The sequence below is a fragment of the Allorhizocola rhizosphaerae genome, assembly GCF_003426775.1.
GTDB classification, from domain to species: Bacteria; Actinomycetota; Actinomycetes; order Mycobacteriales; family Micromonosporaceae; genus Allorhizocola; species Allorhizocola rhizosphaerae.
Genome location: NZ_QJUG01000004.1, coordinates 38699 through 55953, shown reverse-complemented (window position 1 = coordinate 55953; position 17255 = coordinate 38699). Strand labels below are relative to the sequence as shown.

Here is a 17255-nt window from a genome sequence, read left to right as displayed (position 1 = left end):
CGCGCCTGCCGATTCACTCGGGGCAAGCCCTCGCTCATATCTTCCCCACTCCCGCTCCCGAGGTCACGACGGACGGCACGGACGAGGTCGGGGTGAGCGTGTAGCCGTACGGTATGGGTGCCACGCTGCCGTTGACCTCACACGGGCCGGAATTGACGAAAATGTTGTTGCGCTGCACCAGCCGCCCCGGGATGTCGGAGTCGCCATACGGCGTGGCCGACCAGCACGATTGCGTCTGCGCGTTCTCGAAGTAGTTGCCCTCCACGAGCACGCCCGCGTTCTGTGTGGACGCGATGCCGTACAGGCCGATGTTGCGGTAGTAGTTGTTGTACACGTGCACGGGGTCGCCGAAGCGTGCCCGCGGGTGCCGCTGGTTGGAGCCGTTGAAGTAGTTGTGGTGGTAGGTCACCTTCAGGTACCCGACGTCGACCGTGGCCGTGTCGGAGTGCCCGAGCAGCATCGACTTGTCGGTGCCGTGGAAGACGTTCCATGAGACGGTGACGTTGGTCGATTGGCGCTTGATGTCCAGCGACCCGTCCGATCCAGGCAGGAACTCGTTGTGGTCGATCCACACCCCGCGCGCGCCGTTGGTCACGCTGATCGAGTCGTCCGACGCGTTGCTGAACTTGATGTTCCGGATGATCACGTTGTGGCCCGGCCGCGTGGTCGAACCCATCTGCAGCCCGCCGCCGGTGATGTGCGCGGTCGACCCGACACCGATGATGCTCTTGTTGGCCACCACGGTAATCATGTCGGACGTGGAGATGGTGCCTGAAACCATGATGTTGTACGGCCCGGCGCGCCCCGCGTAGTCGGCCAGCTGCGCGGCGTTCGTGACGGTGACGGTCGGCCCGCCGGCGCCGCCCGTGGTGCCGATCGCGAACCCGTCCGGCTGTCCGGCCGGCGGCTCCGGGATCGGTGAGCCGGTCGGTGTCGGCGACGACGTTGCCGTTGGCGAGGGCGCCGTGCCGGTGAACACCACGATATCGTCGAAACTCGCGCTGCCGTAGCTGGAGTGGAACCCGGCGCGCCCGTTGGCGTAGGTAGAGTCCGAAGTGGACACGACCTGCGTCCCGTTGACCGACCCGCTGAGCGAGGGCCCGGACACGTTGAGGCTCAACGTGTACCACGTGCCGGCCGACACGCTCAGCGACGCCGATGCGAGCACCGTGGTGCCCCGGCGCAGTTGTGCCCCCGATGGAGTGAGCACGAACGAGTAGAAGTTCGACAGGCTCTGTGCCCGCGCCGAGACCCCGACCGCACGCGCCGAGTTGGACCCGAAAGCGTTGGGCCGCACCCGTGCCTGCACCGAATAGTTGGTCCACGACGTCGATCCGGCCAGGGCCTTGGCATCCGAGCCGGTGCCCGTCTGCTCGTAGGCCCCGGCCGCCACCGACCACGAGCCGCCCGACGTGGTCCATCCGGACGCGTTGCCGTCGTTGAAGTTGTCTTCGATCAGCGTTGCGGCGTTAGCGGTACCGACAAATAACCCGACAGCGGTGACCACGGCGGCCGCGGCAGCGATAAGGGCTTTTCGGTTCATATCTTGCCCACCCCCGCCCCGGCGCTCACGAGGGCCGGAATGTTCGCGGCCGGGTCCAGCGTGTAGGAGTAGTAGTCCCTCGGCTGGGAGGTGCACGAGCCGGCGGTGACGATCGGATCCTCGGTATTCACATTGATGTTTCCGCGCGCCTCGATCCGCCCGGCGGTGCCGCCGACATCGTTGCGCGTGGGCTTCTCCACGTCGTCGAAGTAGTTGTTCTCCACGACGAGGCAGGCGTTCATCTGCGAGGCCGCGCCATAGCCGGTGATGTGGAGGTAGTAGTTGTTGTAGATGTGCACCGGCTCGCCGAAGCGCACCCGTGGGTTGCGCTGATTGGAGCCGTCGAGGAAGTTGTGGTGATAGGTGACCTTCAGCCGGCCGACGTCCTGCGCGTCGTTGGAATCGTCGTGACCCAGCAGCATGTTCTTGTCGCTGTTGGCGAACCGGTTCCACGAAATGGTCACATAGCTCGATCCGCGCTTGACGTCGAGCGCGCCGTCGTTCTGGTTGCCCAGCTGGTTGTGATCGATCCAAATGTGGTGCGAGAACATCTGCACATTGATGCAGTCGTCCGGGCAGTTGGTGATATTCAGGTTCCGGACGATGACGTTGCGCACCGCGTTGGCCGGCGGCGAGGTGATGCTGTCGCTCAGCGGCAGGCCGATGTTGAGCCCGCCACCCGTGAGACCGGAGTTGGCCCCGACCCCGATGATGGTCTTGTGCGACGTCACGTCGTGCATGGGTCCGGGCAGCGAGATCATCCCGTTGACCCGGATGACGAGCGGGTTGGGGTTGGCGATCGCCGACAGGAACGCCGACGCGCTGTTGACGTCCACAGTGGACCCTCCGGCGCCGCCCGATGTCCCGTTCTGGCCCCACGCGTTGACGCCGGCGTAGCCGTCGGCCACATTGGGCATCGGCGGGATGGACACCGACGGGGTAGGCGACGGTGAGCCGGACGGGGACACCGACGGCGACGGGTTCGGCGAGGACGCGCTGGGCGACGGGCTGGGCCCGGCCTCATCCGTCACCAGGATGTCGTCGAACTGGGCCGCCGCGTAGCCGGCCACGAACCCGGCCCGGCCGGACGCCAGCGCGCCGTCCACAGTGGACAGCACCTGGCCGCCGTTCACGAAACCGGTCAGCCCTTGGCCGCTCGCGTTGAGTTTCAAGGTGTACCACGTGCCGGTCGACACGGAGAACGACGCCGAGGTCAAAACCGTTGTCCCCCGCCGGATCTGCACCGCGCTCTGGGTGAGCACGAGCGAGTAGAAGGTGGACAGGCCCGTGGCTCGCGCCGCGACGCCGACCGCGCGGTTGGAGTTGGAGCCCCACGCGGTGGGCCGCACCCGGGCCGTGACCGATTGCGCGGTCCATGACGTGGAGCCCGCCTGGGCCTTGGCGTCCGAACCCGTGCCGGTCTGCGTGTAGGCACCCGACGAAACGACCCACGTGCCGCCGGACCTGGTCCAGCCGTCGGCGTTGCCGTCGTTGAAGTCGTCGCTGAACAGCGTTGCCGCGTTGGCCGTGCCCATCCACAGGGCCGTCGCGGTGACGACGGCCGTGGTGACGGCGACGATGACTTTGGCTCTCATATCCTGCCCACCCCTGCTCCGGCCATGACGATCGCCTTCACCTGGTTGGGATCGTCCAATCTGTACGAGTAGTACGTCGAGGGCTCCTGCACCGTGCCGGAGCACTCCGGCGTGCCGGACTCGCCGACGAAGACGTTGTTGCGTGCCACGCAACGCCCCGCCGGTCCGGAGTAGGTGTTGGTCACGGGCTCCTCGACGTCCTCGAAGTAGTTGCCCTCAACCACGCAGCCGGAGTAAACCTGGCAGGCGGGCCCGGTGTCGGTGTTGTAGACGAAGTAACTGTTGTAGATGTGCACGGGTTCGCCGTAGCGCACCCGCGGGTTGCGCTGCGGGGTCCGGTTGTGCCAATTGTGGTGGTAGGTCACCTTGAGCCGGCCGGTGTCCTGCGCACCGTTGTTGTCGTCGTGGCCAAGCAGCATCGTCTTGGTGTGGTTGTGCAGGTGGTTCCAGGAGACCGTGACGTTGGTCGATCCCCGCTTGATGTCGATCAGGCCGTCGTAGCCCGAGGCAAGGTCGTTGTGGTCGATCCAGATGTGGTGGGAGAACATCTGCACGTTGATCGAGTCGTCGGAAGCGTTGCGGAATATCAGGTTGCGGATGATGACGTTGTGTACCGCGTTGGCCGGCGGCGTGGTCACGTCGCTGATCGGCAGGCCGATGTTGAACCCGCCGCCCGTGATACCGGAGTTGTCGCCGATGCCGACGATCGTCTTGTGCGACGTCACGTCATACATCCCGGCCGGGAGTGTGATCATGCCGCGCACGCAGATCTGCAGCGGGCCGGACTGGCCGATCGCGCTGATCAGCTCGCCGGCCGTGTCGACCTCGACCTTCGGGCCGCCCGCGCCACCGGTCGTGCCGGTCGCGTGGCCGTCGGCCGTGCCGGATGTGTTGCACGTGCCGGGTGCCGGTGGGCTGCTGGACGTGGACGGCGACGGCGAACCGGTCGGGGTCGTGCCGGGCGCGTCGGTGACCACCAGATCATCGAACGTCGCTGCGGCGTACGTGCTGACGAACCCGACCCTGCCCGACGCGTAGCTGCTGTCGGTCGCGTTGACCACCTGCACTCCGTTGACCAGGCCCGTCAATGTCGATGAGCCGGCATTGAGCGTCAACGTGTACCAGGTACCCGTCGACACGGCCAACGATGCGGACGCGAGCACCGTCGCGCCGCGGCGCAGCTGGGCGCCGCCCGGGGTCAGCACGAGCGAGTAGTAGTTCGACGAGCTCTGCGCCCGCGCCACGACACCCACGGCACGAGAGGAATTCGTGCCGAACGATGTCGGCCGCACCCGGGCCGTCACTGATTGCGTGGTCCAGGTCGTGGAGCCCGCCTGGGCCTTGGCGTCCGAGCTCGTGCCGGTCTGCGCGTAGGCTCCGGACATCACCGACCACGAACCGCCGGACCTGGTCCAGCCGTTGGCATTCCCGTCGTCGAAGTTGTCCGAGAACAGCGTTGCCGCGTTCGCGCCCGAGCTCATCACAACGACCATCGCGGCGACAACCGCCGCCGAGGTCGCCGTGGCTAGGGTGAGTTTGAGTTTCATGCGTACCTTCTCTTGGGACGTAGGAAGGGATTGCTGAACGTCAGTCGCGGCCGGCACCGCCGTGCGGGGTCGAGCCGGCCGTCGAGGTTGGCCCCGCGGGCGCCGTGTCGGGCGGGGCTGTCAGAGTCGTGGGTCCGGGGTCGGCCGTGTCCGTGACCTTCGCATCGTCGAACTGGGCAGTGGCCTGGTCGGTGAGGACGCCCCTGCGGCCCGAGGCGATCGCGCTGTTGCTGCCGAGAGCGGCACGTGCGGCGATGCCCGCGAAAGAGCCGACGCCGGTGAGGGCGGTCGGCTTGACGCGGGCCTCGACCGTGTAGCTGATCCAACCGGAGCTCCCGGCGAACAGCCGGACAGTCGGTGTCAGCCATGACTCGGCGACCACGGACCACTGACCACCGGACTGGGACCATCCGCTGGTGTTGCCGTCCTCGAAGTCGTCTGAGAACGGCGTGACCGCGTGCGCGCCGCTGAGTAGGAACCCGATGCTGACCAGGGCGGTCGCTGCTACCGCAGCGATGGACAGCCTCGCATTCATGCGGTTACCTCCGTATCAATGCGCTCCCGCCAGGAATCTGGTCAGGATCGGCACGACCACCGTCGGGTGCGGGGCGTGTGCCCGCAACACCGGGGTCCACCCGGCGTCGGACCCGAAGTCGGGGTCGTGCGTGGCGTTGTACGCGTCGAGCAGGCTGACCGGTTGGCCGTTGACCCGCGAGCCGATCTCCGTCAACGTCGTGCCCTTCCAGTCACGCAGGATCGTGTCCGTTGGCACGTCCTCCGCGAGCCGGAAGTAGTTGTTCTCCATGTAGACCGCCGATTGGATGCCCACGCCGACGGCGTAGTCGAACGGCTCACGGAGCTTGTAGTAGTTGTTGTAGAGGTCCACCTTGCCGAACCGCACGCGGGGGATGCGCTGGCCGACTCCGTCGAACACGTTGTGGTGCAACGTGACGTTGAGCAGGCCCACGTCCGGGCCGACCGTGTCACTGGACCCGATCAGCATGGTCTTGTCGTGGTTGGTGAACACGTTCCACGACACCGTCACCAGGTTGGCCGTGTGCGTGATGTCCAGCGCGCCGTCGTGCACCTGATACGGCCGTCCGAAGTGGACCGGCTGGTTGGAGTCCGGGTTGTCACCGTCGCTGAACGTGCAGTGGTCGATCCACACGTTGGTGGACCGGCGCACCGAGATCAGGTCGTACTCGGAGTTCCAGTTGCCCGTGGACCCGTCGGTCGGGCTCCACCGCGGGAAGCAGTCGGCCGCGTCCTGCAGGTTCAGGTTGCGCACGATGACATTCGGCGCACGGTCGATCATCAGCGTGAGCCGCTTGAGCGTGGCCCCGCGGGCGCCGACGATCGTCGTGTTTGGACCGACCTTGATTTCGGTGAGCGCCTTCTGGTTGGCCACGGACCGCAGCCGTGCCTCCTCCAGCGGCCCGCTGGGGTTGACCCGGCCCCAGACCGCGGGGTCATACGCGGCCAGGAAAGCCTCCAGCGAGTAGGCGGGATCGGCGAGCCCGTCACATGCCGGGCCCTCGATCACTCCCTTTACCAGCACGATTTTTGGCGAGTCGCCGGCCACCGCGGCCGCGAGCTGGTCTCGCGTTTGGACGGTCGTGATGGTGGCGGCGGCCGAGCCGCCCGTGGTCCCCGCGCCCGATGCCGCCCATCCGTCATTGGGCGGCAATGTCTGCCGGGCGAAATGTTCAGTGAGGTTCCCTTGACCGCCGCCGTGGGCAGCGGGAGCGGGGGAGGCTAACGCGAATGGCGTCAGCACAGCCACGACTATTACAGCCAGGTTTCGCATAATGCGAAACTAGAAAGCCGTGACCAGCGAAGTCAATGGATTCGATATGCAGGAATGTTGCAGCCGATAGTGCGCGATAAGGATTGTCTCCGGACCCTACAACCGGCTTACCTGCGCCTATTCAAAAAGTCATGCCCGGGTCAGTCGGCGATATTTGCAGCACCGCCCGTCGCGTTTGCAGTCCAGGGGGCTTCGATCTCGTTCAGCAGGGCGAAATCCGCCGCACAGCGGCGCAGAATCCCGGCGATCCCGGCCGGCGCTCCCTTCAGCAAACCGGGTGCCGGCAGCGCGCCCAGAGCCTCGACCACAGCGGTGAATCCGCGCGTGAGCGCCAGCGGCGCGAGCAGCTCCACATCGGACAGCCGGTGCTGGATCAGGTTGTGCAGCAATGACACCCCTTCGAACTCGCGGAAGTTCACCACCTCCGGACCGGTGCGCAGCTCGCCGTCGATGAACTCCTCGTCGGAGGCCAGCGACACGCCAACCAGGACGCGCCGCCCGTCGGCGAATCCCAGCCGCAGCGTGGAAATGTCGTCGACCTCGATGTCACCGCGCGACCGGGCCCACGCCACCTCGACCCGCACTGGTGGCGCGTCGACGACCGCGAGGGCCTGCATTATCGCGTGGGCGAAGGGATTGCGCAGCGCGCCGTCGAGCGGGGGCCGCCCGGCCCACGGGGAGCGTGTCCAGTACTCGCTGTCGCGGAACCACGCCCCTACAACGGAAACGTCCGCGTGGTACTCGCGCAGGCGCGGCAGGTCCGGCGACGCCAGCGCCTGGAAGCCCACCTGCACCACGCGCCCGGTCTCGGACTCCACGGCTGACAACGCCTCGTGCTGCGCCAGATCCAGCACGGGCGGCTTCTCCAGCAACACATCCGCACCGGCGCGCAATGCCGCGACAGCGAGCGGCAGATGGGTGGCGGGCGGCGTGGAGACGATGACGACGTCGGGCTCGACAGACTTGAGCATCACGTCCGCGTCGGTGAACACCGGCACGCCCACCGGCGGGTCGTGCACCTCGCTCACATCAGACAGCCCGACGAGCTCCGCCAGGGGCTCGTCCGTGACGACCTCGCGATGGTGAACCCCATGCCCGTTCGCGCCGATCAATGCCACCCGCGTCATGCGACCCGCACCACCTCAGCCGGACCGTGTTTGGCGATCTCCCGCCGCCAGCCGTCGATCATCGCGCGGCGCTGCGCGTCGTGCACGGGCAGCAGGCCGGCCTCACCGAACAGCGCCTCGGTCGAGGCGTCGGCCTTGATGACGTCGGCCAGCGGATCGTCGAGCGGCTGGGTGTCGCTCGCGGCGAACTCGGCCCAGGCGGCGGCGATCAGCGTCGCAAGGCGCGGGTTGGGCACGGTGTTGAGCACACAGAGCAACCGCTGCGGCAGTTTCTGGGTACCATCCATGGCGACTTGAAGGGTCTTATGACCAAGCTCGGCGTTGGCGAAGCGATTCAGCACACTCTCGCCATACGCCACAACGTCTTCGCCGTCCGGCGGGTCAAACGAGACGGCCACCTCGGTCGCGACATACTGGCGCAGCAACTCGGCCATGCCGGGCAGGCGCAACGCCTCCCAGATGTAGGTGCATCCGGCCAGCGCGCCGAGGTAGGCCAGCGCGCTGTGCACGCCGTTGAGCGCGCGCAGCTTCATGTGCTCCCACGGGGTCACGTCGCCGGTGAACTGCGCGGGCCAGTCGGGCCGCCCCGCGGCGAAGTCGTCCTCGATGACCCACTGCAGGAACGGCTCCGCGGCGACCGCCGCCAGATCGGCGTAGCCCATGTCGGCCACGGCACGGTCCAAAGTGGATTGCGTGGTGGCGGGGACGATCCGGTCCACCATGCACGATGGGAACGTCACGTGGGACAGCTCGGGGGCCAGCCCGCGCACGACGCCCTCCAGCACGCGCCCGTTGGACGGCAGGTTGTCGCAACTCAAAATCGTGACGGGCGCCCCGCACCGGACCCTCAGCCCGGCGACGAGCAGGCGCATCATTTCCGACTCCGGCCGGTACGCCTTCTCGGTCACGGTGAGCGTGACCACCTTGATCGCCGGATCGGCCAGCAGCTTGATCACACCGGCCGGGTTGCTGCCCGCGTGCACGCCCCCGCTCATCGCCGCGACCGCTCGCGTGCCCGCCAGCGACTGCGACAGCGTCACCACGCTGAACAGATAGTCCTGTTCGGACAGGGCGGCGAGCACGGAATAGGAGCGAGGCGCGACCCCGACTATGCCCCAGTCGCCGCCGGATCGCGCCATCGCTGCTTCCGTATATACCGCTTGATGCGCCCGGTGAAACGCGCCGAGGCCAAGATGTACGATCCCGGCCGCGAACGAGCCCGGCTCGACCAGCGGCCGGCACGCCTCGGGCAGGGCGGATTGCCTGCTCAGCCGTGTCGCCATACCGGGCCGTCCGGAAAGGAAAACTCGGCTATGGATGCGGGCTTCAGCGTCGCCGAGTAGCCGGGCTTGACCGGCGGCCGGTAGCGCCCGCCGACCACGGTGATCGGGTCCTCGAAGTGCTCGTGCAGATGATCCACATACTCGATCATCCGGTCGGCCATCGAGCCGCCCACCCGCAGGTAGTCGAACATGGCCAGGTGCTGCACGTATTCACACAGGCCGACACCGCCCGCGTGCGGGCACACCGGCACGTCGAACTTGGCCGCCATGAGCAGCGTCGCGAGCACCTCGTTGACCCCGCCGACCCGGCACGCGTCCACCTGGCACACGCCGATCGCGCCGGCCTGCAGCAGCTGCTTGAAGATCACCCGGTTGGCGGCCACCTCACCGGTCGCGACCCGGATCGGCGCCACCGCCTTGGCGATAGCCGCGTGCCCGAGGACATCGTCGGCATGCGTCGGCTCCTCGATCCAGTAAGGGTCAAACTCCTTCAGCGCAGACATGTTGGCGATGGCCTCTGGCACGTCCCACACCTGGTTGGCGTCCATCATCAGCAGCGCGTTGTCGCCGATCACGCTGCGGATCAGCCCGGCCCGGCGCACGTCGTCTTCGATCGGCCCGCCGACCTTCATCTTCATCGCGCGGAAGCCCGCGTCGTAAGCGGCCTGCGTAAGCGACTTCACCTGCTCGTCCGGGTAACCGAGCCAGCCGACAGACGTCGTGTAGGACGGGAAGCCGTCGCGCTCCAACACCGAAAGCCGTTGCGCATAGCCAACCTGGCGCGACTCCAAAAGCGACAGTGCCTCGTCGGGAGTGAGCGCGTCCACGATGTGATGGAAGTCGATGTTGCGCACGAGCTCTTCGCTGGGCATCTCCGCCAGCAGCCGCCACATCGGCTTGCCCTCAAGCTTGGCCCGAAGGTCCCATACTGCGTTGACGAGCGCACCGGTCGCCATGTGGATGACGCCCTTTTCCGGCCCGAGCCAGCGCAGCTGCACGTCCGCCGTGAGCGAGCGCCAGAACTTCACCGGCTCCGCGGCGATCTCCTCGATCGTCCGGCCCACCACGTGATGTGCCAGCGCATGGATTGCGGCACAGGCGATTTCGTTGCCGCGCCCATTGGTGAACGTGAACCCGTCGCCGCTGGGCCCGCCGTCGGTGTGTAGCGACACGTAGGCGGCCGAGTAGTCGCCCCGGTTGATGGCGTCCGACCCGTCCCCCGCCGCAGCCGTCGGGAAGCGGACATCATGCACCTCGTACGAAACGATTCTCATACTTTGAAGATCCTCTTTGGCAGGTGGTAGGCGAGATCGGCCATGGTCTCCGCGGCCTCGTCGAGCCCGAGCCGGTGCTCGGCGACCAGGCGGGCGAGGAACCCGGCGTCGATGCGGCGCGCCACATCGTGGCGGACCGGGATGGAGCAGTAGGCGCGGGTGTCGTCGACGAACCCGGCCGTGTTGTAGAAGCCCGCGGTCTCGGTGACGGCCTCGCGCCAGCGGCGCAGTGCCTCGGGCGCGTCCAGGAACCACCACGGCGCACCGAGGAACAGCGACGGATAGCCGCCGGCGAGCGGGGCCAGCTCCCGCGTGTAGGTGTACTCGTCCAATGTGTACACGACGATGCGCAGCCGCGGATCGTGCCCGTAGGCGTCCAGCAGCGGCTTGAGCGCGGCCGTGTATTCCGTCCTTTGTGGAATGTCGCCGCCGGTGTCGCGCCCGTAGGTGCGGTGCAGGAAGCGGTTGTGATTGCGCACCGAACCCGGGTGCAGTTGCATCACCAGACCGTCCTCAAGCGACATGCGAGCGAACTCGTGCAGCATGTGTGCACGGAAGGTCTCCCCCTCCCGCTCGCTCACCTGACCGCGCAGCGCGCGCTGAAAAATCGCCGCCGCATCCTCCGCAGGGGCGATCTGCGCGGTCGGGTGGCCGTGGTCCGAGCACGTCGCACCGTGCTCGATGAAGAACCTGCGGCGCTTGCGCAAGGCTTCCAGGTACCCGGTGAAGGTCGAAGTGTCGCAATCGGACACCTCACCCAGCCGCGCGACCCGGTCGGCCCAGCCGATCCAGTCCATGTCGACCACATCGTCCGGCCGGAACGTGGTGATGACCCGCTTGCCCCAGCCCTCCTCGGCCAGCTTGGCGTGACTGGCCAGGCTGTCCAATGGGGACTCGGTGGTGGCGAGCACCTCCAGGTTGAACTTCTGGAACAGCGCCCGCGGCCGGTAGGCGGGCTGCTCCAGTTTTTCGGCGAGCTCGTCGTAGACGTCGAATCCCATCGGTGTGGTGATTCCGAAGACCTCGGTGAGCGTCTTTTCCAACCACAATCTCGATGGTGTACCGCGGAAGAGGTGCCAGTTGTCGGTGAAAGTCCGCCAGATCTTCCTCGGGTCGGTCTCCACCGGCCCACCGTCGAGCCGTTTGACGCCCAGCTCCCCCGGCGGGATCCCTTGGCTCAGAAGCATTCGAGTCAGGTAGTGGTCCGGCGAGATGATCAGCCGCGCCGGGTCGGGAAACGGGCTGTCCTGCGCCAGGATCGCCGGGTCCACATGCCCGTGCGGGCTGATCAGCGGCAGGTCGCGGGCGTGCCCGTAGAGCTCGCGGGCGATCGCCCGGGTGGCCGGATCGGCCGGAAAAAGGATGTCCTGCATGCCTGTCATCTCTCCCACTCGCTCAGGTCGAGAAGGTCGCGGGCACGCACCGACCTCTCCGTAGCCATCGATTCGTTGGCTGCCAACCCGGTCAACAGCGACCGTGCACCATCCAATGCCGACGGCCCGTCGGTCAACAGCGCATCGATCATGCGTGCGTCGGCGCCGCCGTGCCCTTCTCTTTCGAAGGGTGCGACCGGCACGTCCTGCGGCGGCTGCCAGAACTCGCGCAGGCGCAGGCTCACGCCGCCCTGCTCGCGGGCGGCCTCGACACCGTGCAGCGCCGCACTGTGCCCCTTCACCTGGCCCGCCACCCTCGGCGCCACGTGATCCGACTCGACCATGTCCAGCTCGATGCGCCCGCGGCTGCCGTTGAACGCGATCCGATAGCCCTCCCACGGCGAATAGGCCGTCAGGTGGTAGGACATCGTGGCGCCGGTGTTGTAGCGCACCAGCACCGCCATATCGTCCTCAATGGACACTCCGGCGCCGAACACGTTCTGATCGCGGTGATAGCCGTCGTGCGCCTCCGCCTCCAGATAAAGCTCGCGCAGCCCGTCGTTTTCGCTCAGCTGCAGGGCGAACGGATCGTCCGCGGCCGCGGGTGAGCCGTGCGCCCGCTCGTAGTCGCGCGCGTAGCCGTGCCGCTTCCCGGCCTCGTCGCCGTAGAAGAACAGACGGCCGTAGGCCGTCACGGTCTCGGGCGAGGCGCCGAGCCACCAGTTGACGAGGTCGAAGTGGTGGGTCGACTTGTGCACAAGCAGCCCGCCGGAGTTGGCCTTGTCACGGTGCCAGCGCCGGAAGTAGTCGGCGCCGTGGCGCACGTCGAGCACCCACTCGAAATGCACCGACCCGATCTCGCCGATGCGTGGCAACAGCTCACGCACCTGTTGGTGCACCGGATGGAAGCGGTAGTTGAACCCGACCGTCACCCGCTTGCCCGTGCGCCGTTGCGCGTCAAGGATCCGCCGGCACTTGTCGGCGTCGGTGGTCATGGGTTTCTCAGTCACCACGTCGCAGCCCGCTTCGAGCCCCGCCACGATGTATTCGTCGTGCGTGGCGTCGACCGTGCACACGACGAGCAGGTCGATCCGCTCCTTGGCCAGCATCGCCGGCACGTCCGCGGCGTCGTAACCCGGCGCGGGATAAGACTTTTGGAGCACCGCGACCCGGGCCGGGTTGGTGTCGGCCAGCGCCACCAGTTCACCGTGGCGGCTCAGCTCGCGCGCCCACATCTGGGCTCGCGCCCCGGTACCAACGATCGCGTACCGCACTTCTACCCGCCTTCTACAAACGTTTGCACCAGAACTAACCATCGCCGGGGGTCGCGCGTCAATCCCCTACCCGCAAATGTCCCATTTTGCCGTAGAAAAAGTGCCCGCAAGAGGCCCGGTCGTCATCGGATCGAAACCTGAGAGCGTTGACATCATCGCAACCGTTTGCATTAATGGCATGCATCACACGACGGGGAGCACGACGGATTCGCGAAGGAGGGCCACCGTGCCGGCCACCATCCGCGACGTCGCCAAGGTCAGCGGCGTGCATGTCTCCACGGTGTCGCGCACCTTCAGCGCGCCGCACCTGGTCAACCCATCCACGCGCGCAAGGGTTCTGGACTGCGCCGAGCAGTTGGGATACCGGCCGAACCGAGCGGCACGGGCGCTCATCACGGGGCGCACGCACAACATCGGCCTGATCGTCGCCGACATCGCCAACCCGTTCTTCCCACCCCTGATCAAAGCGGCCGAGACACACGCCAGGGGAAGGGATTACCACCTGTTCATCGCCGACACCAACGAAGACGCCAACGTCGAGGAGGAGTTGGTGCTGGCGCTGGCCAAACAGGTCGACGGGGTGCTGCTGTGCAGCCCCCGCATGAGCAACACGCAGATCGAGCGGCTCTCCCGCGACGTTCCGCTGGTCGTCGTCAACCGCCCGGTCCCCGGGCTGCCCGCCGTCGTGATGGACCACGCGCAGGGGGCACGGCTGGCCATCGAGCACCTCGTCGGGCTCGGCCACACCCATATAGCACTGCTGGGCGGGCCCCGCGGCTCGTGGACCAACCGCGAGATCCGCCGCTCGGCGACGCTCACGGCCCGGACCGCGTCGGTGGAGCTCACGGTTTTGGGGCCCAACCCGCCGAACGAGGAGGGCGGCTCGGGCCAGGCCGAGGCCGTCATCCGCACCGGAGCGACCGCCGTGCTGGCCTACAACGACCTGATGGCCGTCGGGCTCATCGACGGGCTCGACTCGGCCGGGGTGGCCGTGCCCACGCAGATCAGCGTCGTCGGGATCGACGACACCGCGCTGAGCCGGCGCACCCGGCCCACATTGACCACGGTGGCCACCCCCACGGCGGCCGCCGGACGGGCAGCCGTCGACATGCTGCTCGCCCACGGTGACGACCGCCGCACCACCGCGCTCGTCACGCTGCAAACCGAGCTGGTCATCCGGAACTCTTCCGGACCGGCCCCAACGAATATCTAAGGATCCCGGGGCCGGCATCTGCGGTGCCGGCCCCGGGGCAGCGGCCGATAACACGACTCAAGGAGCGACCCATGCACCGTGCCGCATCGTCACACGTTACTAGCCGGCGGACCCTGTTACTGGGCGCGCTGTCCCTGCCGGTCCTCGCGGCCTGCGGGACCGACAGCGGCAACCAGCCCGAGCCGGAGTCCACCGCGCCGGTGGAGCTCTCCGTGTTCTGGTGGGGCTCCGAATCACGGGCCAAGGCGACCGAGGAGGCGCTCAAGCTCTACACGGCGAAGTATCCGTTCGTGACGTTCAAGACCACCTGGCAGGGCAACCAGGGGTACTACGACAAGCTCGCGACGCTCGCCGCGGGTGGCAACGCGCCTGACATCTTCCAGATCGACGATGGCGCGCTGAGCGAATACGCCGAGCGCAACGTGACGCTGGACCTCACCTCGTACAAGGAAAAGAACAAGCTCGACGTCAGCAAGTTCCCCGAGAGCCTCTGGAAGTACGCGGAGGTCGACGGCAAGCTCGCGGGCGTGCCCACGGGTGAGAACACCCCGGGCATGATCTACGACAAGCAGCTGTGCCAGGAGCTCGGCGTGCCCGAGCCCAAGACCGGCATGAGCTGGGAAGAGCTGATCGCCTGGGGCGAGCAGGTCTACACCAAGTCGGGTGGCAAGGTCCTTGGCACCATGGACCCCAGCGCCGACTACAAGGCGCTGTGGGTGTGGCTGCGCCAGCAGGGCAAGGAGCTGTACGGCAAGAAGGCCATGGCAGTGTCCAAAGAGGATCTGATCAAGTGGTTCGACCTGTGGAAGGGCGCCCGCGACCGCAAGGCGGCGCCGACCGCCGACATCATCCACGAGGCCAACGCCGGTGACGTCACGAAGCAACTCGTGGTGACCGGGAAGGCCGCGACGTCGTTCCTGTGGGCCAACCAGCTGTCCGACACGCAGAAGCTGACCAAGCGCACGCTCGGTGTGGTCGCCTACCCCGGTGACCCGAAGGGCCAGTGGGCGCGGGCCGCGATGTACTTCTCGGTCGCGCGGTCTAGCGAGCGCAAGGACCGGGCGGTCGACGTGATCAACTTCCTGGTCAACTCGCCCGAGGTGGGCAAGCTGTGGGGCGCCGACCGCGGCCTGTCGTCCAACATGGACGTGCGCAAGGGCGTGGCCGACGGGCTCACCGACAAGGTCACGAAGGAGGCGTTCGCCTTCGAAACCGACCTGGCGTCGAAGTTCGGGCAAGCGCCGCCCGTGCCGCCCAAGGGCCACGTCAAGGTGCGGCAGCTGCTCACCACCCACGCCGAGAGCGTCCAGTACGGCAAAGCCACGTCCGCCGAGGCGGCGGAAGCGTTCCTCAAGGAAGCCGATGCCGCGCTCAAGTAATCCGGCCAACCGCAAAGAGGGCATAGCAGGATACGTCTTCCTGTCGCCCTGGCTGCTCGGGCTCATGGGGATCACTGCGATCCCCATGCTCGGCTCGCTCGTGCTCAGCTTCACCAACTACGACCTGCTGTCGGATTGGTCGGAGCTGGAATGGGTGGGCTTCGACAACTACACGCGCATGTTCGCCGACGATCCGCACTACTTGGACGCGGTGGGCGTGACCGTGATATTCGCCCTGGTGGCCGTGCCCCTCAAACTCGCCGCGGCGCTCGGCGTCGCCCTGCTGCTCAACAAGGAGCGCCGCGGCACCGGCATCTTCCGTGGACTGTTCTACCTGCCGTCGCTGCTGGGCGGCAGTGTCGCGCTCGCGCTGGTGTGGCGGGCGATGTGGTCGAAGGACGGCGCGGTCAACGCATTCCTTGCGCTGTTCGGCATAGAAGGGCTTAACTGGATCAACGAGCCCGACTGGGCACTGGAAACCCTTGTCGTGCTTGCCATCTGGCAGTTCGGCGCGCCGATGGTCATCTTCCTGGCGGGCCTCAAGCAGGTGCCCAACGAGCTCTACGAGGCGGCGGCGGTAGACGGCGCCACCAAGTGGCGCTCCTTCTGGCACATCACCCTGCCGGGTCTGTCTCCCGTTATCTTCTTCAACCTCGTGCTGGAGACCATCAACGGCTTCCAGGGGTTCACCTCGGCATACGTGGTGTCCGGAGGTACCGGTGGGCCCGTCGACTCGACGCTGATGTACACGCTTTACCTGTATCAGTCCGGCTTCACCGACTACGAAATGGGCTACGCCTCCGCCATGGCGTGGGTCTTCCTGATCGCGATCGCCCTCATCACGGCCACGCTTTTCTCGACCGGCAAGTTCTGGGTCCATTACGGAGACGGCCAATGAGCGGAAGTTTGCTCCAAACACGCCAGCCCAGCTCGCCGGCGGGCCGTGATGCGCTGCAGCAGCCACGCGTCCGGCCGAGCAGGGGAGGAAATGCCATGAGACACTTCGTGAGACTGCTTATCCTGCTTGGGTTGATGGCGCTGGTGTTGTATCCACTGCTGTGGATGGTCAGCACGTCGTTCAAGCCCGACGACGAAATCGTCGGCAGCGTGAGCCTGTGGCCGGGAAACGCGACAACGGCGCACTATCCGGCCGGATGGTCGAGCATGGACGTCGGGTTCGGCACCTTCTTCTGGAACTCCACGGTCATCGCGGGACTCACGGTTTTGGCCAACTGCGCGTCGTGTCTGCTCGCGGCCTACGCATTCGCGAGGCTACGTTTTCGCGGGCGCGGGCTGTATTTCGCCGCGATGATCGGCACGCTGCTCCTGCCGGGGCACGTGCTGATCGTCCCGCAGTACATCCTGTTCAAGGCGTTCGACTGGATCGACACCACGGCGCCGCTGATCGTGCCCAAACTGCTTGCCACGGAGGCGTTCTTCATCTTCCTGATGGTCCAGTTCATGCGCGGCATCCCGCGTGAGCTCGACGACGCGGCGCGCATCGACGGAGCCGGTCCCTATCAGGTCTTCCTGAAGATAATCCTCCCGCTGTCCCGCCCAGCCCTGGTGACAAGCGCCATCTTCTCGTTCATCTGGACGTGGAACGACTTCTTCACGCAACTCATCTATCTGAACGACCTGGAAAACATCACCGTGCCGGTTGCCTTGCGCAACTTCCTTGATAGCACCGGCCAAACGTCGTTGGGCCCGATGTTCGCCATGTCTGTCCTGTCTCTGCTCCCGGTCTTCGCGTTCTTCGTGGCCTTCCAGCGCATGCTCGTGCAAGGCATCAACACGACCGGATTGAAGGGCTGAGATCTTGGAAGGTTTTACACGCTAT

14 protein-coding genes are annotated in these 17255 nt (G+C 66.7%); 4 read left to right on the top strand and 10 right to left on the bottom strand.

Annotation, left to right across the window (positions count from 1 at the left end):
* Positions 1–34: 34 nt before the first annotated feature.
* The 10 genes from DM816_RS01555 to DM816_RS01510 form a co-directional block, all read right to left on the bottom strand.
* Positions 35–1543, bottom strand: coding sequence for a pectate lyase family protein (locus DM816_RS01555; protein ID WP_117208224.1), 1509 nt, complete (start codon positions 1541–1543; stop codon positions 35–37).
* Positions 1540–3138 (bottom strand): pectate lyase family protein, encoded by a 1599-nt coding sequence (locus tag DM816_RS01550; protein ID WP_117208223.1) that lies wholly within the window; start codon positions 3136–3138, stop codon positions 1540–1542. The genes DM816_RS01555 and DM816_RS01550 overlap by 4 nt, the downstream gene beginning before the upstream one ends.
* The gene (locus DM816_RS01545) at positions 3135–4685 is read right to left on the bottom strand and encodes a pectate lyase family protein (protein ID WP_117208222.1); all 1551 of its coding nucleotides are present in this window, start codon (positions 4683–4685) and stop codon (positions 3135–3137) included. Before DM816_RS01545 ends, DM816_RS01550 begins: the two co-directional genes overlap by 4 nt.
* 40 nt (positions 4686–4725) lie before the next feature.
* Positions 4726–5220, bottom strand: a complete 495-nt coding sequence (locus DM816_RS01540) for a hypothetical protein (protein ID WP_117208221.1) — start codon at positions 5218–5220, stop codon at positions 4726–4728.
* Between the two features lie 15 nt (positions 5221–5235).
* Positions 5236–6492, bottom strand: coding sequence for a pectate lyase family protein (locus tag DM816_RS01535; RefSeq protein ID WP_117208220.1), 1257 nt, complete (start codon positions 6490–6492; stop codon positions 5236–5238).
* Between the two features lie 140 nt (positions 6493–6632).
* Positions 6633–7619, bottom strand: coding sequence for a Gfo/Idh/MocA family protein (locus tag DM816_RS01530; protein ID WP_117208219.1), 987 nt, complete (start codon positions 7617–7619; stop codon positions 6633–6635).
* Positions 7616–8902 carry a mannitol dehydrogenase family protein gene (locus tag DM816_RS01525; protein WP_117208218.1) on the bottom strand — a complete coding sequence of 429 codons (1287 nt, stop codon included), beginning with the start codon at positions 8900–8902 and terminating at the stop codon, positions 7616–7618. Before DM816_RS01525 ends, DM816_RS01530 begins: the two co-directional genes overlap by 4 nt.
* Positions 8887–10176 (bottom strand): enolase C-terminal domain-like protein, encoded by a 1290-nt coding sequence (locus DM816_RS01520; protein WP_117208217.1) that lies wholly within the window; start codon positions 10174–10176, stop codon positions 8887–8889. The genes DM816_RS01525 and DM816_RS01520 overlap by 16 nt, the downstream gene beginning before the upstream one ends.
* Positions 10173–11549 (bottom strand): glucuronate isomerase, encoded by a 1377-nt coding sequence (gene uxaC / locus DM816_RS01515; RefSeq protein WP_117208216.1) that lies wholly within the window; start codon positions 11547–11549, stop codon positions 10173–10175. Before uxaC ends, DM816_RS01520 begins: the two co-directional genes overlap by 4 nt.
* A 5-nt stretch (positions 11550–11554) precedes the next feature.
* Positions 11555–12865: a Gfo/Idh/MocA family protein gene (locus tag DM816_RS01510; RefSeq protein ID WP_117208215.1), complete on the bottom strand. Its 1311-nt coding sequence runs from the start codon at positions 12863–12865 to the stop codon at positions 11555–11557.
* Positions 12866–13049: 184 nt separating this feature from the next.
* Here DM816_RS01510 and DM816_RS01505 point away from each other — a divergent pair, with 184 nt between their 5' ends.
* The 4 genes from DM816_RS01505 (at position 13050) to DM816_RS01490 (ending at position 17230) form a co-directional block, all read left to right on the top strand.
* Positions 13050–14036, top strand: a complete 987-nt coding sequence (locus DM816_RS01505; protein ID WP_117208214.1) for a LacI family DNA-binding transcriptional regulator — start codon at positions 13050–13052, stop codon at positions 14034–14036.
* 71 nt (positions 14037–14107) lie between these two features.
* Positions 14108–15415 carry an ABC transporter substrate-binding protein gene (locus DM816_RS01500; protein ID WP_117208213.1) on the top strand — a complete coding sequence of 436 codons (1308 nt, stop codon included), beginning with the start codon at positions 14108–14110 and terminating at the stop codon, positions 15413–15415.
* Positions 15399–16313 (top strand): carbohydrate ABC transporter permease, encoded by a 915-nt coding sequence (locus DM816_RS01495; RefSeq protein ID WP_117208212.1) that lies wholly within the window; start codon positions 15399–15401, stop codon positions 16311–16313. Before DM816_RS01500 ends, DM816_RS01495 begins: the two co-directional genes overlap by 17 nt.
* Before the next feature lie 95 nt (positions 16314–16408).
* Positions 16409–17230, top strand: a complete 822-nt coding sequence (locus tag DM816_RS01490) for a carbohydrate ABC transporter permease (protein WP_117208211.1) — start codon at positions 16409–16411, stop codon at positions 17228–17230.
* Positions 17231–17255: the final 25 nt, after the last annotated feature.